The sequence below is a fragment of the Paracoccus sp. SY genome, assembly GCF_002901215.1.
Lineage (GTDB): Bacteria > Pseudomonadota > Alphaproteobacteria > Rhodobacterales > Rhodobacteraceae > Paracoccus > Paracoccus acridae.
Genome location: NZ_NWMQ01000001.1, coordinates 110137 through 129492, shown reverse-complemented (window position 1 = coordinate 129492; position 19356 = coordinate 110137). Strand labels below are relative to the sequence as shown.

General features: G+C 65.0%; 21 protein-coding genes and 1 tRNA gene. 3 read left to right on the top strand and 19 right to left on the bottom strand.

Features of this window, described 5'->3' with window-relative positions:
• Window positions 1-5: 5 nt before the first annotated feature.
• The 7 genes from CK944_RS00635 to CK944_RS00605 all read right to left on the bottom strand — a co-directional run bounded on the left by CK944_RS00635 (window position 6) and on the right by CK944_RS00605 (window position 5728).
• A tRNA-Arg gene (locus CK944_RS00635) sits at window positions 6-82 on the bottom strand.
• A 41-nt stretch (window positions 83-123) separates the two neighbouring features.
• Window positions 124-591: a GNAT family N-acetyltransferase gene (locus CK944_RS00630; RefSeq protein WP_239985930.1), complete on the bottom strand. Its 468-nt coding sequence runs from the start codon at window positions 589-591 to the stop codon at window positions 124-126.
• Between the two features lie 103 nt (window positions 592-694).
• Complete coding sequence (locus CK944_RS00625) at window positions 695-1204, bottom strand: CarD family transcriptional regulator (protein WP_103171086.1); 510 nt, start codon at window positions 1202-1204, stop codon at window positions 695-697.
• Between the two features lie 348 nt (window positions 1205-1552).
• Window positions 1553-1891 (bottom strand): ferredoxin FdxA, encoded by a 339-nt coding sequence (gene fdxA / locus CK944_RS00620; protein WP_103171301.1) that lies wholly within the window; start codon window positions 1889-1891, stop codon window positions 1553-1555.
• Between the two features lie 148 nt (window positions 1892-2039).
• Window positions 2040-2318: an RNA-binding S4 domain-containing protein gene (locus tag CK944_RS00615; RefSeq protein WP_103171085.1), complete on the bottom strand. Its 279-nt coding sequence runs from the start codon at window positions 2316-2318 to the stop codon at window positions 2040-2042.
• Window positions 2315-5257 carry a helicase-related protein gene (locus CK944_RS00610; protein ID WP_239985929.1) on the bottom strand — a complete coding sequence of 981 codons (2943 nt, stop codon included), beginning with the start codon at window positions 5255-5257 and terminating at the stop codon, window positions 2315-2317. Before CK944_RS00610 ends, CK944_RS00615 begins: the two co-directional genes overlap by 4 nt.
• A 3-nt stretch (window positions 5258-5260) precedes the next feature.
• Window positions 5261-5728 carry a hypothetical protein gene (locus CK944_RS00605; RefSeq protein ID WP_239985928.1) on the bottom strand — a complete coding sequence of 156 codons (468 nt, stop codon included), beginning with the start codon at window positions 5726-5728 and terminating at the stop codon, window positions 5261-5263.
• A 187-nt stretch (window positions 5729-5915) separates the two neighbouring features.
• Here CK944_RS00605 and CK944_RS00600 point away from each other — a divergent pair, with 187 nt between their 5' ends.
• The gene (locus tag CK944_RS00600) at window positions 5916-6200 is read left to right on the top strand and encodes an SCP2 sterol-binding domain-containing protein (RefSeq protein WP_103171084.1); all 285 of its coding nucleotides are present in this window, start codon (window positions 5916-5918) and stop codon (window positions 6198-6200) included.
• A 5-nt stretch (window positions 6201-6205) separates the two neighbouring features.
• Entirely contained in the window at window positions 6206-7153 is a 948-nt protein-coding gene (locus tag CK944_RS00595; RefSeq protein WP_103171083.1) for an alpha/beta fold hydrolase, read from the top strand.
• Here the strand turns inward: CK944_RS00595 and CK944_RS00590 are convergent, their stop codons facing one another.
• The 7 genes from CK944_RS00590 to CK944_RS00560 form a co-directional block, all read right to left on the bottom strand.
• Window positions 7154-8095, bottom strand: coding sequence for a hemolysin family protein (locus CK944_RS00590; RefSeq protein WP_103171082.1), 942 nt, complete (start codon window positions 8093-8095; stop codon window positions 7154-7156). It abuts the gene before it with no gap.
• Window positions 8095-8589 (bottom strand): rRNA maturation RNase YbeY, encoded by a 495-nt coding sequence (ybeY, locus tag CK944_RS00585; RefSeq protein WP_103171081.1) that lies wholly within the window; start codon window positions 8587-8589, stop codon window positions 8095-8097. Before ybeY ends, CK944_RS00590 begins: the two co-directional genes overlap by 1 nt.
• Window positions 8582-9658 (bottom strand): PhoH family protein, encoded by a 1077-nt coding sequence (locus CK944_RS00580; RefSeq protein ID WP_229665184.1) that lies wholly within the window; start codon window positions 9656-9658, stop codon window positions 8582-8584. Before CK944_RS00580 ends, ybeY begins: the two co-directional genes overlap by 8 nt.
• Before the next feature lie 61 nt (window positions 9659-9719).
• Window positions 9720-10433 (bottom strand): ABC transporter ATP-binding protein, encoded by a 714-nt coding sequence (locus tag CK944_RS00575; protein ID WP_103171079.1) that lies wholly within the window; start codon window positions 10431-10433, stop codon window positions 9720-9722.
• Window positions 10430-11194 carry an ABC transporter permease gene (locus CK944_RS00570; RefSeq protein WP_103171078.1) on the bottom strand — a complete coding sequence of 255 codons (765 nt, stop codon included), beginning with the start codon at window positions 11192-11194 and terminating at the stop codon, window positions 10430-10432. Before CK944_RS00570 ends, CK944_RS00575 begins: the two co-directional genes overlap by 4 nt.
• Window positions 11191-12207 carry an alanine racemase gene (gene alr / locus CK944_RS00565; RefSeq protein WP_103171077.1) on the bottom strand — a complete coding sequence of 339 codons (1017 nt, stop codon included), beginning with the start codon at window positions 12205-12207 and terminating at the stop codon, window positions 11191-11193. Before alr ends, CK944_RS00570 begins: the two co-directional genes overlap by 4 nt.
• Window positions 12208-12269: 62 nt before the next feature.
• A complete protein-coding gene (locus CK944_RS00560) occupies window positions 12270-13061 on the bottom strand; it encodes an NAD kinase (RefSeq protein ID WP_103171298.1) in 792 nt (263 codons plus the stop codon).
• A 155-nt stretch (window positions 13062-13216) separates the two neighbouring features.
• Here CK944_RS00560 and glyA point away from each other — a divergent pair, with 155 nt between their 5' ends.
• Window positions 13217-14512 carry a serine hydroxymethyltransferase gene (gene glyA / locus CK944_RS00555; RefSeq protein WP_103171076.1) on the top strand — a complete coding sequence of 432 codons (1296 nt, stop codon included), beginning with the start codon at window positions 13217-13219 and terminating at the stop codon, window positions 14510-14512.
• Between the two features lie 54 nt (window positions 14513-14566).
• Here glyA and CK944_RS00550 read toward each other — a convergent pair whose 3' ends face one another.
• The 5 genes from CK944_RS00550 to CK944_RS00530 form a co-directional block, all read right to left on the bottom strand.
• Window positions 14567-15475, bottom strand: a complete 909-nt coding sequence (locus CK944_RS00550) for a DMT family transporter (protein ID WP_239985926.1) — start codon at window positions 15473-15475, stop codon at window positions 14567-14569.
• A gap of 38 nt (window positions 15476-15513) precedes the next feature.
• Entirely contained in the window at window positions 15514-16107 is a 594-nt protein-coding gene (locus tag CK944_RS00545) for a LysE/ArgO family amino acid transporter (RefSeq protein WP_103171075.1), read from the bottom strand.
• Between the two features lie 196 nt (window positions 16108-16303).
• Complete coding sequence (locus CK944_RS00540) at window positions 16304-17047, bottom strand: YebC/PmpR family DNA-binding transcriptional regulator (RefSeq protein ID WP_103171074.1); 744 nt, start codon at window positions 17045-17047, stop codon at window positions 16304-16306.
• 148 nt (window positions 17048-17195) lie between these two features.
• Window positions 17196-17417: a DUF1127 domain-containing protein gene (locus CK944_RS00535; RefSeq protein ID WP_103171073.1), complete on the bottom strand. Its 222-nt coding sequence runs from the start codon at window positions 17415-17417 to the stop codon at window positions 17196-17198.
• A gap of 130 nt (window positions 17418-17547) precedes the next feature.
• On the bottom strand, window positions 17548-19326 hold the full coding sequence (locus CK944_RS00530; protein WP_103171072.1) for an SLC13 family permease: 1779 nt from the start codon (window positions 19324-19326) through the stop codon (window positions 17548-17550).
• Window positions 19327-19356: the final 30 nt, after the last annotated feature.

Genomic DNA, 19356 nt, shown 5'->3' with positions numbered 1-19356 from the left:
AAAAATGGCGATCCCGGAAGGAATCGAACCCTCAACCTGCCGATTAGAAGTCGGCTGCTCTATCCAGTTGAGCTACGGGACCGTCTGGCCGATCTTTTGCGGGATCGCGCGCCGATGCGCAAGTCACAGCATGCGCGTCATGAAAACGCTGTTCGGATCCGGTTGATACGCGCCGAAGGGCGGGCATTCGGCAAAACCGCCGCGCGCATACAGGCGCCGCGCCGCCGCAAAGCTGGCCTGCGCCCCGGTTTCCAGGGACAGGCGCGTCAGCCCCGACTGCCGGGCGTGGTCCGACAGCCGGTCCAGCATCAGTCGCGACAACCCCGCCCCCCGCGCCTCGGCCAGGACGTGCATGGACTTGATCTCTCCATGCATGGGGTCCAGGCGTTTCAGCGCGGCCATTCCCACCGCAACACCGTCCCGCCGAAGCACGAAAAAGTCGATGTCCGGCGAGACCAGAGTTTCGCGCGGCATCATATGAATGGATTCGGGCGGCGTATCAGCATGCATTTCCGCCGTGTGCCGCTGAAACAGCAGGCCCAGGTCTTCGGTCAGCGGGGATTCAACGGCAAAGGACAGGGATTGTGTCAAGGCAACCTCGGGTGGGCGGCGCGGCAGGCAAGCGTTGCAGCGATTCCGGCAGAATTGAAAAAGGGCGGCCCCGCGGACCGCCCTTCAGAAAGTCGGAAAACAATCAGGCGGCGCGGGTCAGCAAGACTTCCTCGACCCGCTTCTGGGCGGCGCCTTCATCCAGCCCGTTGACGGCCGCCACTTCGCGGGTCAGGCGGTCCAGGGCCGCTTCGTAAAGCTGGCGTTCGGAATAGGACTGTTCGCGCTGATCGTCGTTGCGATGCAGGTCGCGCACGACCTCGGCAATGGACATCAGATCGCCCGAGTTGATCTTCTGGTCATATTCCTGCGCGCGGCGCGACCACATCGCGCGCTTGACGCGGGCCTTGCCCTTCAGCGTCTCCAGGGCGCGGTCGATCAGGTCGGGCGTGGACAGGCTGCGCATCCCGATTTCCGAGGCACGGGCGGTCGGCACCCGCAGGGTCATCTTGTCCTTCTCGAAGGAGATGACGAACATCTCCAACCGCAGCCCTGCGACTTCCTGCTCTTCGATCGACACGATCCGGCCGACACCATGGGCCGGATAGACGACGAAATCATCAGGGCGAAATTCGTTCTTCTTGGTCTTGGACATCTGGCTTCCTCTAGGTAGTGCCTTCCGGAAGAAGGACACAAAAGAACCGAAAGCAGCCAAACTGCCTCCGGCCTGTTCATTGTCGTCAGGTTGTTTCCGCCCGGCAGAGGCAGGAAAACGGTAAGCTTGGGGCGCACATCCTTTGGGCCTCTGACTCCCATCAGATGCGAATATGGCGAGAGCATAACACAAAATGGACGCCAAAAAAAGCGTCGCGATCAGGCGTCAAAGTCGCAGAACAAGGATAATTTTCGACGACTTGTCAACGACTTGTCTCGACCTTCCAAGGGTCAGGCCAGTTGATGGCTCCGAATCGCGTCATGATTGACGCGACGTCGCCGGGCCCGATCAATCGCCTTCGCCGGGCGCCTCGGAAAAGTATTTCTCCAACTTGCCCGACACCCCGTCCATTTCGGCGGCGGTAGGCAAGGGTTCTTTCTTCTGGGTGATGACCGGCCAGATTTCGGAATACTTCCGGTTGAACTCGACCCAGGTTTCCATCGCCGGCTCGGTGTCGGGCCTGATCGCGTCGGCAGGGCATTCCGGTTCGCAGACGCCGCAGTCGATGCATTCGTCGGGATGAATGACCAAGGTGTTCTCGCCCTCATAGAAACAATCTACTGGGCAGACCTCGACGCAGTCGGTGTATTTGCACATGATGCAATTATCGGTCACGACATAGGTCATCGCAGGCTCCATCTCCGTCAGGGCGCTAGTTACGCCCCGGCGGCTGATCATTCAAGGCCGCAGCCTTGGAAAAGACTGCCGTTCGCCGAAAGGCTTGAAGGCGCAAATGCCGTTCCCCAAGGGCGCGGCAGCGACGAACATCGGGCCGTCAGGCCTGTTCGTCCAGGTCGAGATAAAGGCCCTGCGCTTCCGTCGCGGGACCACGCCGATGGCCAAGCGCCGCGACCTCGAGGGCCCGAACATGGCCGAAGGCCGACACCACGATCCGGTCGCCGGGACGGACCAGCTTGCCGGGCTTGTTGCAGGGTTGGTCATTCACCCGGACGCCGCCTGCCTCGATCCGTTCGACGGCAATCGCGCGGGACTTGAAGACCCGCGCGAAGAACAGCCATTTGTCCAGACGGATGCCGTCCGGTCCGTCGGTCACTTCTTGTCCTTCAAGGCCGCAAGGATCGCGAAGGGACTGTCGGGATCGGCCTTCTTCTCGGGACGCGAGGAGAAGGTCGCAGGCTTGTTGTGCTGCGGCTTGCCGCCCTTCTTGAAGTTGTCCTTGCCGCGCGGCTTGCCACCTTCGCCATGATTGCGATCCTCGCGGCGTTCCCGGTTGGGGCGCCCGCCTTCGGGGCGGCCCTGACGGTCGCCTTGCGCCGGACGTTCGCCCCGATCCTGCCGCTCGGCGCGGGGTTCGCGCGGACCATCCTGCGCCGCGTCACCACGCGGCCCGCCGCGACGGCCCTGCCCGTCGCCTTGGGGACGACGGTTCGGGCGGGATTTCGGTGCCCAGCGGAAGGTATAGAAGACCTCCATCTCGGGGGCGGCTTCCTCGACCGGCTCGCCTGCGGCCTCGGCCTCGAGGCGGCGCTTCTCGGCCTGCTCGGCCTCCCAACGGGCGCGGGTCTCGGCCGCAAGGACGCTTTCCTCCTCGGTCATCGGCGCGTCGGAGGCCTCGCCCTCGGGCGCGGGCACCGCGACAGGCGCCTCGGCTGCCTTGACCTTGGCCCGTTCGCCCTTTTCGGCGGCATAGCCCAGGCCCTCCATCAGACGAGAGAACTGTTCCAGCGTCATGCCGGTGATCGACAGCATGTCGGGATTGGCCTCGAAGCCGCCGCGCGTGTCCTGGGTGCGCAGCAGGTCGGCCAGACGTTCCAGCATGTCGATGCGGATCGCGCGGTCTCCGGCGGGGCGATAGCCTGACAGCGTGTAATGCTGTTCCGGCACGTCGGCGATATGCGGGATTGTGACCAGGCCGGGGGGCGGGCTTTCCGGGAAGGTGTCAAGGCCTTCCGCCAGCGACCACAGGACCAGCCGCAGCCGGGTCGGCGCGGGCTTCAGCAGCGCGGGCATGAAGATCGTGAACTGGCCGAAGCGGACGCCGTGCTTGCGCAATGCGCCGCGCGCGTCCTGGTCCAGTTCCTTGACCTCGTGGGCCACGCCATCACGCGGCAGGATGCCCAGCGATTCGACCAGCCGGAAGGCGAAGCCGCGCGCAAGGCCGGTCAGGGCTTCGTCCTTCTGCAGGGTCAACAGCGGCTCGAACAGCGCGGCGACCTTGCGGTCGATGAAATGCTGCAGCCGGCGCTTTACCTTCTCGGCAATCTCGGGCCCGGCTTCCTCGTCCACGAAGACCTCGACGCCGGGATGCAGCGCGTCCGACCCGCGCACCAGCTTGCCGACGGCAGAGGCGCCCCACATCAGGCCGCCCTGTTCGGTGTAATCCAGCTCGGTATCGGGCGCGTTATAGAACCGGTCCGCCCTCAGGTGGAACTCGGGGCGCAGCGCCTCGTAGCTGGCGCGGTTCAGCATCCGTGCCTCGTCGGCCGATCCGGTCTGGTCGGGGCGAAAGCGGAAACCTTCCAGACGGCCGGCAAATTCGCCCTCGACCGTCACTTCGCCCTTGTCGTTCACTTCGGCCACAAGGCTCTCCTTCTGCTTGAGCCGGCGCAGCAGCACCGAGGTGCGCCGGTCCACAAATCGTTGGGTCAGCGCAGCGTGCAACGCGTCTGACAATCGGTCTTCTACCGCGCGCGTCTCGCCGCGCCAATGGCTTTCGTCCTGAACCCAGCCAGATCTCTGCGCGACATAGGTCCAGGTGCGGATATAGGCCAGCCGCTTCGAGATGGCGTCGATGTCGCCATGGGTCCGGTCGATCCGCTTGATCGCGTTGCCCAGCCAGTCGGACGGGATCGCCCCATCCTGCAGGAACCCGTAGATTCGCGCCAGCAAACTGGTGTGTTCGGCAGGGGAAATGCCGCGGAAATCCGGCACGCGGCAGACATCCCACAAAAGCCGCACGTCCTGCCCGCCGCGCACACGGTCGCGGATTTCCGGCAATTCGCGCAGGGTCTTGAGCGCCTGCACGTCATCGGCATCCCGCCCCTTGCCCAGCAGCGCATGGCCCGACGGCGCCTCCAGGCTTTCGACCAGCCGGTCCATCGTGCCGAATTGCAGGTCGGAATTGCGCCAGGTTAGCCGCTGGATCGGGGCGAAGCGGTGGTTCTCGATCGCGTCGATCAGGCCTTCGTCCAGGATCTCGGCCTCTCCGGTGACGCCGAAGGTGCCGGATTCGGTGTGCCGCCCTGCCCGGCCCGCGATCTGGCCCATCTCGTGCGGGAACAGCGGGCGGACGCGGCGACCGTCGAACTTGTGCGTGGCGGAAAAGGCCACATGCCGGATATCCAGGTTCAGGCCCATGCCGATGGCATCGGTGGCGACCAGGTAATCCACCTCTCCGGCCTGATACATCGCGACCTGGGCGTTGCGGGTGCGGGGCGACAGCGCGCCCATCACCACCGCGCAGCCGCCTTTCTGCCGCCGGATCAGTTCGGCCATGGCATAGACGTCATCGACGGAAAACCCGACGATGGCCGACCGCGCAGGCATCCGCGACAGCTTCTTCGACCCCGACCAGGTCAGTTGCGACAGCCGGTCACGCCGCTGGAACTGCACGCCGGGGATCAGTGATGCGATGGCCGGGCGCATCGTGTCGCTGCCCAGAAACAGCGTCTCGTGCAGCCCGCGCATCTTCAGCAGCCGGTCGGTGAAGACATGGCCGCGTTCGGGATCGGCGCAAAGCTGGATTTCGTCGATGGCCACGAAATCGGCGGCGATGTCGGGCATCGCCTCGGTGGTGGCGACCCAGTATTGCACCCGTTCCGGGACGATCCGTTCTTCGCCCGTGACAAGGGCCACGACCGAAGGCCCGCGCGCACGCACGATGCGGTCATAGACCTCGCGCGCCAGAAGACGCAGCGGCAGACCGATGACGCCGGTGCGATGGGCCAGCATCCGCTCGATCGCGTAGTGGGTTTTCCCGGTATTCGTCGGGCCAAGGATGGCCGTGACGCGGCCGCGTTCATGAATTGTCATGGGCTAGATATCGGTGCCGTCTTGCTGGCGTTCCAGACGCGCCGCGCCATCAATCGCCTCTTGCTGGTGGGGATGTATCGCCAGGCTTGCGCGATAGGCGGCAAGGGCGCGTTCGATATCGCCCGTTTCCTCCAGCATGAAGCCCAATTGCGTCAGCGCGGGAAAATGACGAGGTTCCAGTTGGAGCGCCCGCGCCAGGTCGCTGATGGCGGGGCCGAACTGGCCCAGGGCCGCATAGGCGGCGGCGCGGGCCTGAAATCCCGTCGCGAAATCCGGGGCATGATCTGTCAGGGCTGTCAGATGGCCCAGGGCCGTCGCGGGATCGCCATCGTCCAGGGCCTTTTCCCCCCGTTGCAGCAGAACATCCATCGCGGCGGACCCCGACTTGGACCATTCGCGCAGGATATCCGATTCGGCAATGCGCCAGCTTTCGCCCTGCGGTTCGGCCAGACGGCGAAACAGTTCCTCCATGTCGGGGCGATCCTGTGCAGCCAGGCCCCCTGCAAACAGAAATGTCGCACAAATAAGGAAAAACGTAGCTATTCGATGGCGGATTGCCGCGACGACATTATGGAAAATGTGGCAATCCGGGCGCATATCATGGATCTTAACCAGCCCGTCTGCCGGGCGCCAGCCCAACCGAAGGAAAGACCTGAAAATGAGCAATGTTGTGAATGCCGCCGTCGAAAAACTGAACCAGAAGATCGGCAGCTTCGGTTCGACCGCCAAGTTCGTAATCGAGGATGAGGGCGCCATCATGATCGACGAGAACGGCGTTCGCGCGGGCGACGAAGAAGCCGAGGTGACGCTGTTCGCCAATCGCGACACCTTCGAAGGCATCCTGAACGGCAGCGTGAACCCCGCCACCGCCTTCATGACCGGCAAGCTGAAGATCGACGGGTCGATGGGCGTCGCCATGCAGTTGGGCCAAGCCCTGTCCTGATCGCGATGCGCGGCAAGGCCGCACCCTTCAGGCAACTGCCGGGCGATCCTTTTGGCCCTGCGCAGGCCTTCTGGGTGCAGGCCGATGATGGTGTGACGCTGCGGCTTGCTCATTGGGCGGCCGTATCTGACAGCCGGGGCAGCATCCTGCTGTTTCCCGGCCGCACCGAATATGTCGAAAAATACGCAGGCATCGCCGCCGCGTTGACCGACGCTGGATATGATGTGCTGGCGATCGACTGGCGCGGCCAGGGGATGTCGGACCGCCTTTTGCCCGATGCGCGGCTGGGCCATGTGGGCCAGTTCGCGGATTATCAGCGCGATGTGGTGGAAATGGTCGCTGCCGCCACGGAACGCGATCTTCCCAGACCATGGCACCTGCTGGCCCATTCGATGGGCGGCTGCATCGGGCTGGCGGCTCTTCATCAGGGTCTTCCGGTCGCATCAGCGGCGTTTTCGGCCCCCATGTGGGGGATCAACCTTCGCCAGATGCCGCACGGGGTGGCCGTGGGCATGGCCTATCTGGCCGGGCGGCTGGGGCGTGGCGGACGTCCCGCGCCGGGCAGCGGAGCCCTGGAAACATACGTCGTGGAAGAAAGCTTCAACGCCAACCTGCTGACCACCGATGCCGACGAATGGTGCCGGATGGTCCGCCAGGCGGCGGCCTGGCCCGACATGACCTTGGGCGGGGCCAGCTTCGACTGGGTGGGCAAAGCGTTGAACGAATGCAGCCGCCTGGCCCGGATGCCGTCGCCCGATCTTCCCGCCCTTGCCACCTTGGGCGGGCAGGAAAAGGTCGTCTCGCCCATGGCGATCCGCGACCGGATTGCCCGATGGCCGGATGCGCGCCTGTTGGAGTTCCCGGAGGCGCGGCATGAAATCATGATGTGCATCCCCGAACGGCGTAGGGCATTCCTGTCGGCAGCCCTGGCCCTGTTCCAAGACGCGGCCTGATCAGCCTTTCTCGCCGGGCACGGCTTGCGGGATATGAACAGGCCGGACACTGTCGGCCATGACCGCCGCAGGCAGGCGCAGTCGCACCGTCTTGATGCGGCGCGGATCGGCATCGACTACCTCGAATTCGGCGCCCGAGGCATGCGGAATCACCTCGCCCTGTGCGGGCAAGTGACCCGCCAGCACGAAGATCAGCCCGCCCAGGGTGTCGATGTCCTCATCTTCGTCCTCGCCGGTCAGGATCAACCCTGTTTCCGTCTCGACATCGTTGACTGGGGCACGGGCCTGGATCAGCCACTGCCCGGGCTTTTCCACCACCCACAGGCTGCCCTCGGCCTCGTCATGCTCGTCCTCGATCTCGCCGATGACCTGTTCGATCAGATCCTCGATGGTGACAAGGCCGTCCACCCCGCCGTATTCGTCGATCACCAGGGCCATGTGGATGCGCTTCTGCTGCATCTGCTGCAACAGAACGCCGATGGGCATCGACGGCGGGACATACAGCAGGGGCCGCAGCATGGGGCGCAGATTGAAGTCGCCCCCCTGGCCGAACCCGTGCTTCAACGCCAGGTCCTTCAGATGGATCATGCCCAAGGGGCTGTCCAGCGTCTCGTCATAGATGGGCAGGCGGGAAAAGCCGTGTTCGCGGAACAGCACGACCAGGTCGTCAAGGCTGCTTGTCTCGGGCGCGGCGACCATTTCGGCCTTGGGGACCGCGACATCGTCCACGCGCATGCGCCGCAGGTTGACCATGCCGGGCACGACGGGGGCAGGCCTGTCGCCGTCGTCCGCGTCATCGTCCGCGCCTTTCAGGGCATCGAAGAACCGCCCCAGGAAACCGCGCGAACTGGGAAGATCCCGTCCCTCCCCTCCGATGCCGTCCGCCTCGGAGGCGGCATCGGCACCAAGGGGGTGGCCGGGTAATCGAGACTCGGAGTTCATCAGACCTTCTCGTGATAAGGATCGGGAATATTGAGGCCCGCCAGGATTGAACGCTCGGCGGCTTCCATTGTTTCCGCGTCGGCATCGTTCATGTGGTCATAGCCCAGCAGATGCAGGGTCGCATGGACCAGCAGATGCATGACGTGATCGGCGACGGGCTTGTTCTGCGCCTCGGCTTCGGCCAGGCAGGTGTCATAGGCGATGGCAATGTCGCCCAGTTCGTCCTCGTCCGGCAGTTCGGGCGTGGCGCCGGGTTCATGCGGCAGGTGTTCGACCGAGGGCCAGGACAGAACGTTGGTCGCGCGGGGCTTGCCGCGGAAATCGGCGTTCAGCGCCGCGATGCGGGCATCGTCGCACCCCATGACCACGACCTCGCCGCCGATGCCATGCCAGATCAGCGCGGCAGCAACGGCGCGTTCGGCCAAGGCTTCAAGCCCCAGGGTCTCCCATCGGTCATCCTCGATGACGCAATCGGTGGATATGTCGTCAGGCATCGCCTCGCATTGCCCGGCGGGGTGCGTATTGTCCGCGCGGTCCTTCTGATTCGCCACGCGCCAGGGCCGCAGCATCCTCGGTGTCATACGCCTCGATGATCCGCGCGACAAGCGGGTGGCGCACGACGTCCTTGGCGGTGAAATAGCTGAAACTGATCCCCTTGACCCCGTCCAGGATGCGTTCGGCATCGACCAGGCCCGAATGGATCCCGCGCGGCAGGTCGATCTGGGTACGGTCGCCCGTGATGACCATGCGCGATCCCTCGCCCAGGCGGGTCAGGAACATCTTCATCTGCATGGTGGTCGCGTTCTGCGCCTCGTCCAGAACCACGAAGGCGTTGGACAGGGTGCGCCCGCGCATGAAGGCCAGGGGCGCGATCTCGATGCGCTTTTCCTCCATCAGCTTCTGCATCTGCTTGGCGGGAAGAAAGTCGTTCAGCGCGTCGTAAAGCGGCTGCATATAGGGATCGACTTTTTCCTTCATGTCGCCGGGCAGAAAGCCCAGACGCTCGCCCGCCTCGACGGCGGGACGCGACAGGATGATGCGGTCCACATGCCCGCCGATCAGCATGGTCACGCCCACGGCCACGGCCAGGTAGGTCTTGCCGGTGCCCGCCGGGCCGATGCCGAAGGCCAGTTCGTTCTGGAACAGCGACCGGACATAGGCCTTTTGCGCGTCCGTGCGCGGCTCGATGGACTTCTTGCGCGTGCGCAGTTCATAATCGCCGGCCGCGAACATCTCCATCTGTTCGGCGGGCGTCGGGGGGGTCGCGTCGTCCATGCCCATCCGCAAGGCGGCGTCGATCTCGGCCAGCGACACCGGGCGGCCCTGTTCCAGACGGGCATACAACCCACGCAGCAACAGGGCGGCCTCGGACTGCGCCTCGGGGGTGCCCACCACGGCAAGCTGGTTTCCGCGGCGCAGGATATGGACACCAAGCGCCTCCTCGATCCGGGCCAGGTGCCGGTCGTTCACACCGCACAGGTCGATCAGCAGCCGGTTATCGGGAAATTCCAGCAGGGTTTCGCTTGAAGGGGTCGCGACGGGGGGCGTAGGCGTAAGGCCCAAATCTTTCTCCTGGTCAGGCATCTTGATCTAAAGGTGGAGTTCGAAGGGGATTCGCACAAGGTCATAGTGGCGGGGTGTTGCCAAGAAACCCCGCAAGAGGAGCCGCGTGATCCATCGCGGGAACCTGGCCCTCCCAGGCGATGCGGCCTTCCTGCAACAACGCCACCCGGTCGCCGATGGCCCGCACCGAATCCATGTCATGCGTGATGGTGATCGCCGTGGCACCGGTTTCCGTCACGATGCCCCGGATCAGGTCATTGATGCGCCGCGCGCGGATCGGATCGAGCCCCGTCGTCGGTTCGTCGAAAAAGATCACCGCCGGGTCGTCCGCGATGGCACGCGCCAGCCCCGCCCGCTTGGCCATTCCCCCAGACAGTTCGGCAGGCATCAGGTCAGCCGTTTCCGGCCCCAGGCCGACACGGGCCAGCTTTTCGATGGCGACGGCGCGAGCCTGGGCATCCGGCATGCGCTGGCGCAAGCGAAAGGCGACGTTCTGCCAGACGGTCAGGCTGTCGAACAGCGCGGCGCCTTGGAACAGCATCCCGAAGCGGCCCATGAAGGCGGGACGCGTCCTGCGGTCCAGCGGGCGCCCTTGCCACAGGATCTGCCCTGCATCCGGCGTGGTCAAACCCAGGATGCATTTCAGCAGCACCGACTTTCCGGTGCCCGACTGGCCGATGACGCAGAGGCTTTCGCCCTGCCCCACGGCCAGATCGACGCCCGAAAGCACCGGCTTGCCGCCAAAGGATTTGCGCAGACCGCTGACCTGGATCATTCGAAGAACAGCCCCGTCAGCACGAAATTCGCGGCCAGGATCCCCACGGCGGCCGCGACCACGGCGGATTTGGTGGCCCGCCCGACCCCCGCCGCGCCGCGCCCGGAATGGATGCCGAACCAGCAGCCGCAGACCGCCACGATCAGGCCGAAGACCGCGCCCTTCAGCAGGCCCGACACCACGTCCCAGCGTTCCAGATAGGCTGAGGTGTTTGCCAGATAGGCGGTGGAATTGAACCCCAGCGACTGCGTGCCGACCAGCCAGCCGCCCATGATGCCGATGATGTCGCCCACGCCGACCAGAACCGGCACCGTCAGCATCGCCGCCCACAGGCGGGGCGTCACAAGCCAGCGCATCGGGTCGGTGGACAGGGTGACAAGGGCGTCGATCTGCTCGGTCACCTTCATCGTGCCGATCTCGGCCGCGATGGAACTGGCGACGCGGGCCGCGACCATCAGCCCGCCCAGGACCGGGCCAAGTTCCCGCACCATGCCGATGGCGACAATGGCGGGGACCACGTCGCTGGCCTGGAAACGCGCGCCGCCCGAATGGATCTGCAAGGCAAGCGCCGCGCCGGTGAACAGCGCCGTCAATCCCACCACGGGCAGCGATAGCCAGCCGATCTGCACCAGTTGCGCCCCGAATGCGCGCCCATGGAACGGCCGCAGACGGAACAGCCCGCGCAGGGTGAACAGGGTCACCGCACCCATGCCGCGTGTCAGCGACAGCGCGGCGCGGCCGATCAAGCGGACTGGGTTCACCGCCAGGTCCGGTCGTAGCGGTGGCCCAGCGAGGTCAGGATCTCGTATCCGATGGTGCCTGCATGATCCGCCAGCCGGTCCACAGGCTGTTCCGGGCAGATCAGGTCCAGCTCCCCCGGCACGTCCGCCAGTCCGGTCACATCCACGGTGATCAGGTCCATGGACACCCGGCCCACGATCGGGCAGGCGGTGTCCGCCGCATAAAGGCTGGCGCCGCTGGAGGAGATCGAGCGCAGGATGCCGTCGGCATAGCCCGCCGCAACCGTGGCGATGCGGCGCGGGGCATCCGCCGTCCAGGTCGCGCTGTAGCCCACGAACTCGCCCGGCTGAACGATGCGCGTCTGGATCACCGGTAGGGACAGGCGCACCACCGGCTGCGCATCCGCAAAGGGCAACGCGCCGTAAAGGCCGATGCCGGGGCGGACCAGATCGAAGTGATAGTCCGGGCCCAGCAGGATGCCCCCGGTCGCCGACAGCGAGCGCGGGACATCGCAGCCCTCCGTCATGGCCCGAAACGCCGCAAGCTGCATGGCGTTGGCCGGCTGGTCCGGTTCATCCGCGCAGGCAAGGTGCGACATGATGAAATCAGGTTTGGCGGACAGGGCTTCGGCCCGGATCGCCGCCCATTCGCCGGCCTCCATCCCCAGGCGGTTCATGCCGGTGTCCAACTGGATCGCAAAGGGCCTGCCGGGACGCATGGCGCGGTCGCGGAAGAACTGTTCCGGGCTGTTCAGGACGGGAACCAGGCCAGTCAGGTCCGCACCCTCCATATGCCCGGACAGGACATTGATGCGGGCATCGTCGGGCAGATGCGGGCGCAGCGCCCTGCCCTCGGACGCCAGGGCCACGAAGAAATCCCGCACCCCGGCCGCGTACAGCGCGGGCGCAACACGGGCGGCGCCCAGGCCATAGGCGTCGGCCTTGACCACGGCAGCGGTGCGGGCACCGGGGGCCTTGGCGGCAAGCGCCTTCCAATTGGCGACAATGGCTTGCAGGTCGATATGCAGGGTCATGGCGGGCCGTCCTTGATGTCGGCCATCTTCAATCAGAAATCGCTCCGCGCTTCCAGCCCGGATCAGACGAACTGTTCGCGCAGCAGCCGTTCCTCCAGCCCATGCCCGCTGTCGAACAGCAGCCGGTGGCGCACGTCCTGCGCGCTGCTTATCTGGACGCGGACGACATGGCGGACAAAGCGGGAATCCGCATCGGCCATGACGGGGCGGCGTTCCGGCGTCAGCACCTCGACTTCGACCTGGGCCGTCTTGGGCAGCAGCGCGCCGCGCCACCGACGGGGCCGGAAGGGCGCAATGGCCGTCAAGGCCAGAACCTCGGAATTGATTGGAAGAATAGGCCCATGCGCGGAATAGTTATAAGCCGTCGAACCTGCCGGGGTGGCAATCAATGCACCATCGCAGACCAGTTCCTCCATCCGCATCCGTCCGTCCACATGGATGCGCAACTTGGCCGCCTGCGGGCCTTCGCGCAACATGCTAACCTCGTTGATGGCAAGCGCCTCGTGGACGGAACCATCTGCGCCGAAAGCGCGCATTCGCAAGGGGTTGATGACCGTTTCCTCGGCGGCGTCCAATCGTTCCAGCAGCCCTCCCTCGGCAAAGCCGTTCATCAGGAAGCCCACTGTTCCCCGGTTCATGCCATAGACCGGCAGCCCCCGCCCTGTCAGGCTGTGCAGCGTCTGCAGCATGAAGCCATCGCCGCCAAGGGCCACGACCACATCGGCCCGGTCCAGATCAACCGTGCCGTAGAGTGCCGACAGGACCGGCAGCGCCTGCTGGGCCATCTCGGCCTCGCTTGCCGTGAAATGGATCTTTGGCGTCATGGTGCCCCTGTTCCCGTCCGCGGGCAGCATCCGATGCAGCCCCCGGCAATGCAAGCCCCGCCGCATCCACGGCAAGTCGCACCTGTCCCGGACTTCTGCCGCATTTGTGCCTTTCCGCACCGTCAACCCTGGGGTATGACATCGCCGAACCGCCGCCCCTTGGCCCAACGATAAGGACGCGAACCATGAACGCCCCGACCCGTGAAACCGGATTCTTCACCGAAACGTTGCAAAACAGCGATCCCGAGATCGCCAAGGCCATCACCCAGGAACTGGGCCGCCAGCGTGACGAGATCGAACTGATCGCATCCGAGAACATCGTCTCGAAAGCGGTTCTGGAAGCGCAGGGTTCGGTCCTGACGAACAAATATGCCGAAGGCTATCCGGGCAAGCGCTATTACGGCGGCTGCCAGTATGTTGATATCGTCGAGACCCTGGCGATCGAGCGGGCGAAGAAGCTGTTCGACTGCGAATTCGCCAACGTCCAGCCGAACAGCGGCAGCCAGATGAACCAGGCCGTGTTCCTGGCGCTGCTGCAGCCCGGCGACACCTTCATGGGCCTGGACCTGAATTCGGGCGGCCACCTGACCCATGGCTCGCCGGTGAACATGTCGGGCAAGTGGTTCAACGTCGTCAGCTATGGCGTGCGCCAGCAGGACCAGCTTCTGGACATGGAGGAAGTCCGCCAGAAGGCCCTGGAAAGCAAGCCCAAGCTGATCGTCGCAGGCGGCACGGCATACAGCCGCGTCTGGGACTGGGCCGCCTTCCGCAAGATCGCGGACGAAGTGGGCGCATACCTGATGGTGGACATGGCCCATATCGCGGGCTTGGTCGCGGGCGGCGTCCACCCCTCGCCCATCCCGCACGCGCATGTGGTGACCACCACCACGCACAAGTCGCTGCGCGGTCCGCGCGGCGGCATGGTGCTGACCAACGACGCCGACATCGCGAAAAAGATCAACAGCGCGGTTTTCCCCGGCCTTCAGGGCGGCCCGCTGATGCATGTGATCGCCGCCAAGGCCGTGGCCTTCGGCGAGGCGCTGCAGCCTTCGTTCAAGGCCTATGCCGCGCAGGTCGTGAAGAACGCCCAGGCCATGGCGGACGAGCTGATGAAGGGCGGCATCGACATCGTGTCGGGCGGCACGGACAACCACCTCTGCCTCGCTGACCTGCGCCCGAAAGGCGTGACCGGCAAGGCGACCGAGGCTGCCCTTGGCCGCGCCCATATCACCTGCAACAAGAACGGCGTGCCCTTCGACCCCGAAAAGCCCTTCGTCACCTCGGGCATCCGCCTGGGCGCCCCGGCCGGCACCACCCGCGGCTTCGGCGAGGAGGAGTTCCGCCAGATCGCCCGCTGGATCGTCGAGGTCGTGGACGGCCTGGCTGCCAATGGCGAGGGTGGCAATGCCGCCGTCGAGGCCAAGGTCAAGGCCGAGGTCGCCCAGCTTTGCGCACGCTTCCCGCTGTATTCCGGGATGTGATCGCCTGAACCGATCGAAACCCGCCGCGCGCCGCGCGGCGGGTTTTTTTCATGCCTATTCGGCGGCGGTCGCGACGACAGTGGCGCTTGCACGCGCACGCTGCCGCGCTTCGCGCCAGGTGATATAGCAGATCGCCCCGATCATCAGCCCGCCGCCCAGGATCACCCAGCCGTCCAGCGGCTCGTGGAAGATGAAGACGCCGACAAGGCTGGCCCAGATCAGTTGCAGGAAGGTGACCGGCTGCGTCACGGTCATCGGCGCGACCGCAAAGGCGCGAGTCATGCTGTAATGGCCCGCCGTCCCAAAGACCGCGACCAGACCCAGCCAGGCCACCTGCCCCCAGGTCGGCGGCACCCAGACCGCCCAGGCAAGCGGCGCAAGCCCGATCGACACCGTCAGCGACAGCATGGCGACAACGACGGCGGGCGACACATGTTCGGTGATACGCTTGGCGACAAGATAGGACGCCCCGAAGGCCATCGAGGCAAGGATCTGCGACAGATGCCCCGGATCCAGCTCTCGCAAGCCCGGCCGCAGCACGATCAGCGCGCCCATCAGCGCCACGCCGACCGCCATGATCCGCCGCGCGGCCAGACGTTCGCCCATGAACAGCGCGGCACCCACGGTCACGACGATGGGGTTCAGAAAGCCGATGGCCGTCACCTCGGCCACGGTGATGCGCGACATGGCATAGAACCAGGCCACCGTCGCCAGGACATGCAGCGCCCCCCGCACCGACAGAAGCTTCCAGATCCGAGCCGGAAACCCGGCCCGCAGCGCCGGGACGACCAAGGGACCCACGAAAAGCAGACCGAAGACAAAGCGGATAAAGGCCGCCTGCGCGGCAGGCACCGCGCCTTCCAGGCTGCGCACGATGCCGTTCACCGCGACGAAGCAAAGGCCCGTCACCAGCATCCATCCGATTCCCGCAAGATCGCGGCGTGTCTGCGCATCCATTTGCATGATGTGCAGTTGGACTGCTTTGTCAGCGGGACGCAAGCTCAATCCACGATCAGGGTCAGGGCGATGGACCACATCACGATGCCGATCCCCAGTTCCAGCACCTGCCAGGCACGGGGTCGGGCAAAGACCGGCGCCAGCAACCGGGCGCCATAACCCAAGGCAAAGAAGAACAGGAACGATCCGGTCATGGCACCAAGGCCGAAGACCAGCGGATCCGGCCAACCCGCGGACACCGCCCCCAGCAGCACGACCGTATCCAGCCAGACATGCGGGTTGAGCCAGGTCAGCGCCGCGATCACGGCAAGCGTCCGGCCCAGGGTTTTCCCGTCTCCCTCGGGCCGCAAAGCTTCACCCCCCCGCCAGGCAGAGCGAAACGACCGCGCACCATACCAAACCAGGAACGCTGCCCCGGCCCAGCGCATCACCTCGGCCAGCATGGGCGCCGCTGTCAGGATGCGGGCCATGCCCGTGACCCCCAGCAGGATCAGAAACGCGTCGGAGGCCGCGCAGAACAGGCAGACCCAGAACACATGATGCCGCATCAGCCCCTGCTTCAGGACAAAGGCATTCTGCGCCCCGATGGCGACGATCAATGACAGTCCGGTTCCAAATCCGGCGGCATAGGACAACATTGTGGCACCTCCGGCCTTGCCTCGGCCGCCTCCTGACGTATCCCAGCCTGAAGGACCGAAATGGATACGCCCTCATCGACCGGCGTCCCGGGGGCTGTCCCGACTGCCCATCACTCTGGTTCAAATATCCCGGGGGGAGTCCCGCAGGGACGGGGGGCTGGCCCCCCTTCCACCGCCCCCGGCAAGCGTCCGCCCCTTACAGCTGCGCGGCGACCGCCTCGGACAGATCGAAGTTCCCGGTGACGTTCTGCACGTCGTCGTCGTCTTCCAAGTTGTCGATCAGCTTCATCAGCTTCTGCGCCGTTTCCAGATCGGTGATCTCGGTCGGGGCTTGCGGCTTCCAGATCAGCTTCGCGGTCTCGGACTCGCCCAAGGCGGCCTCAAGCGCCGTGGACACCTCGTTCAGGGCGGTGTCGGCGCAATAGATCCAGTGGCCTTCCTCGTCGGTTTCGACGTCGTCGGCCCCGGCCTCGATTGCCGCCAGCATCACCGTATCGGCATCGCCCACGGACAAGGGATACATGATCTCGCCCACACGGTCGAACATGAAGCTGACCGATCCGCTTTGCCCCAGGTCGCCGCCCGCCTTGGTGAAATAGCTGCGGACGTTCGACGCGGTGCGATTGCGGTTATCCGTCATCGCCTCGACCACCAGGGCGATGCCGTTCGGGCCATAACCCTCATAGCGGATTTCTTCATAGTTCTCGGCGTCGCCGCCCTGCGACTTCTTGATGGCGCGGTCGATCACGTCCTTGGGGACCGAATTCGACTTGGCTTCCTTGACCGCCAGGCGCAGGCGCGGGTTCTTGTCGGGATCGGGATCGCCCATCTTGGCGGCGACGGTGATCTCCTTTGACATCTTGGAAAACAGCTTCGCCCGGATCTTGTCCTGCCGCCCCTTGCGATGCTGAATATTGGCCCATTTGGAATGGCCTGCCATGGTCGGTCGTCCTTCGCATTTTCTGACAGTTCAGGTCTGGCCCGCTTTTAGTCCAGGCCGCCCGCCTCTCGCAAGACGCGGCGCGTCAAAAGCAAAGCGCCCAACCCCTTGCGGGGCGGGCGCTGAATGGCAAAGGAATGGAAGGACCTTACAGGGCGGCGGCCACACCCATGATACGGCGCACTTCGCCTTCGCGGGTCAAACCGCGCGCCGCCAGTTCCGCATCGCTCAGCTGGTTCAGCCGCTCGATCTCACGAGCATGGGGAACGGCTTCGGCGATCAGGACCAGGAACCTGCCGATGGCCAGAAAAGGCGCGGCCAATAATCTCCAGGAAAAACCCCGGGGCGTGTCGATGGTGGTGTTGGCCATGTGGAAACCCTTTCGCAGGACTACAAAATGTTTCCTCCCTTGCGATGCATATCGCGGCTGGGGCCGGGTTTCTCAACCTCCGATGCTGCATGACAGCATTGCAGGATCGGCAAGGCGGGTTAACCGGCGTTCAGATGGGCCAGAACAGGGGGATGACCAGGCAGGCGACGATGCCGCAAACGATGTCCAGGGGCACGCCGACACGGACGAAATCGCTGAACCTGTATCCCCCCGGACCATAGACCATCATGTGCGTCTGGTATCCGATGGGCGTGGCAAAGGCGACTGTGGCCGAAAACATCACCGCAACCACATATGCGCGCGGATCGTGGCCCAGGGATTGCGCAAGCGCGATGGCAATCGGTGTCAGCAACACCGCCACGGCGTTGTTGGACAGGATCTCCGTCATCACCAATCCCAGGAAATAGATGGCGATCAGCGTGGCGAACGGGGGAATGTCGCGCAGCCAGGGGGTCACGAAATCCACGATCAGCGCCACGGTGCCCGTATGCTCCAGCGCCTCGCCCACGGCCAGCATGGCAAAGATCATCGCCATCAGCCGTCCGTCGATGAAGGAGAACGCCTCCTCGGCGTCGATGCAGCGGGTCAGCAGGATCACGGCGGATGCAAGGAAGGCCAGCACCATGATCGGGGCCAGATCCAGGGCAGCCAGCGTCACGACGGCCAGCAGGCAGACGATGGCGATCGGCGCACGTTCGCGCCGATAGGCCCGGACCGAAGGGCGCGACACGTCCACCAGCCCCATATCCGCAGCCAGCCGGGCGATATCTTCGGGTGCGCCTTCCACCAGCAGCGTATCGCCCACCCGGACCACAAGATCGTCCAGTTGCCGCCCCAGGTTCTGGTCACGCCGATGCGCCGCCAGAACATAGACGCCATAACGGCGGCGCAGGCGCATGTCGCCCAGGCGGCGCCCGACCAGCAGCGCGCCGGGCGAGATCAGCACTTCGACCGTGTCGGTGGCGACCGAACTCAGCTTGTCGGCGGCCTTCAGGTTCTTGTTGCCCAGCAGTTCAAGCAGATCGACCATCTCGGACCGCAGCACGACCCGGTCGCCGGGTTCCAGCACCACGCTGGCAAGATCGCGGCGCAGCGACGCGTCGCCGCGCAAGACGTCGATCAGCCGCACGGCTTCGCGCTTGAACAGCGCGACATCGACCGCCTTCTGGCCCACCAGCGTCGAATCCTCGGGGATAGCCAGTTCGGTGAAATACTTCATCTCTCGCCGCGCGCCCAGGAAACCCGCCAGCGAGGTCCGATCCGGCAACAGCCTGCGGCCCAGCAGCGCGAAATAGGCAACCCCTGCCAAGGTGATCGCAATGCCCACCGGCGCGATCTCGAAGATCGTAAAGGGTTCCATCCCCTGTTCGCGTGCCACCCCGTCCACCAGAAGGTTCGTCGAAGTGCCGATCAGCGTGATCATTCCGCCCAGGATTGTAAAATAACTCAGCGGCATCAAAAGCTTGGAGGGGGATATCTTCATCCTGCCCGCAAGCTGGATGCAGATGGGGATCATCACCGCAACGACCGGCGTGTTGTTCATCACCGCAGAGGCAACGATCACGAACGCAAACAGCGCGCAAACCGTGAAGGCGGGGTTCGAGGTCGCACGGGCCGTGACGATGCGCGACATCATCTCCAGCGCGCCGGTGCGCAGCAGGCCGCCCATGATCAGGAACATGAAGGCGATGGTCCAGGGGGCGGCATTGGACAGGACGCCTGCCGCGGCATCGGCGGGCAGCAGGCCCAGGACCAGCATGGTGGCGGCGGAACCGATGGCCACCACCTCGGGCGGCTGCTTCTCTCGGATGAACTGGATGAAGGTGATCGCCACGATGACCAGCATGGCAATTGCCGCATTCGTTCCGGTCAGGTCAAATCCAAGCATGAAGCCCCTGTCAGTCGGCGCCGTTCAGCG

Coding starts and splice junctions, on each gene's coding strand:
- CK944_RS00590 (WP_103171082.1), bottom strand. CDS start 8,095: ATGAACTCCGAGTCTCGATTACCCGGCCACCCCCTTGGTGCCGATGCC.
- CK944_RS00625 (WP_103171086.1), bottom strand. CDS start 1,204: ATGTCCAAGACCAAGAAGAACGAATTTCGCCCTGATGATTTCGTCGTC.
- CK944_RS00550 (WP_239985926.1), bottom strand. CDS start 15,475: ATGCAAATGGATGCGCAGACACGCCGCGATCTTGCGGGAATCGGATGG.
- CK944_RS00545 (WP_103171075.1), bottom strand. CDS start 16,107: ATGTTGTCCTATGCCGCCGGATTTGGAACCGGACTGTCATTGATCGTC.
- CK944_RS00540 (WP_103171074.1), bottom strand. CDS start 17,047: ATGGCAGGCCATTCCAAATGGGCCAATATTCAGCATCGCAAGGGGCGG.
- CK944_RS00610 (WP_239985929.1), bottom strand. CDS start 5,257: ATGACAATTCATGAACGCGGCCGCGTCACGGCCATCCTTGGCCCGACG.
- fdxA (WP_103171301.1), bottom strand. CDS start 1,891: ATGACCTATGTCGTGACCGATAATTGCATCATGTGCAAATACACCGAC.
- ybeY (WP_103171081.1), bottom strand. CDS start 8,589: ATGCCTGACGACATATCCACCGATTGCGTCATCGAGGATGACCGATGG.
- alr (WP_103171077.1), bottom strand. CDS start 12,207: ATGACCCTGCATATCGACCTGCAAGCCATTGTCGCCAATTGGAAGGCG.
- CK944_RS00560 (WP_103171298.1), bottom strand. CDS start 13,061: ATGCTGCCCGCGGACGGGAACAGGGGCACCATGACGCCAAAGATCCAT.
- CK944_RS00535 (WP_103171073.1), bottom strand. CDS start 17,417: ATGGCCAACACCACCATCGACACGCCCCGGGGTTTTTCCTGGAGATTA.
- CK944_RS00530 (WP_103171072.1), bottom strand. CDS start 19,326: ATGCTTGGATTTGACCTGACCGGAACGAATGCGGCAATTGCCATGCTG.
- CK944_RS00595 (WP_103171083.1), top strand. CDS start 6,206: ATGCGCGGCAAGGCCGCACCCTTCAGGCAACTGCCGGGCGATCCTTTT.
- CK944_RS00575 (WP_103171079.1), bottom strand. CDS start 10,433: ATGATCCAGGTCAGCGGTCTGCGCAAATCCTTTGGCGGCAAGCCGGTG.
- glyA (WP_103171076.1), top strand. CDS start 13,217: ATGAACGCCCCGACCCGTGAAACCGGATTCTTCACCGAAACGTTGCAA.
- CK944_RS00605 (WP_239985928.1), bottom strand. CDS start 5,728: ATGGAGGAACTGTTTCGCCGTCTGGCCGAACCGCAGGGCGAAAGCTGG.
- CK944_RS00600 (WP_103171084.1), top strand. CDS start 5,916: ATGAGCAATGTTGTGAATGCCGCCGTCGAAAAACTGAACCAGAAGATC.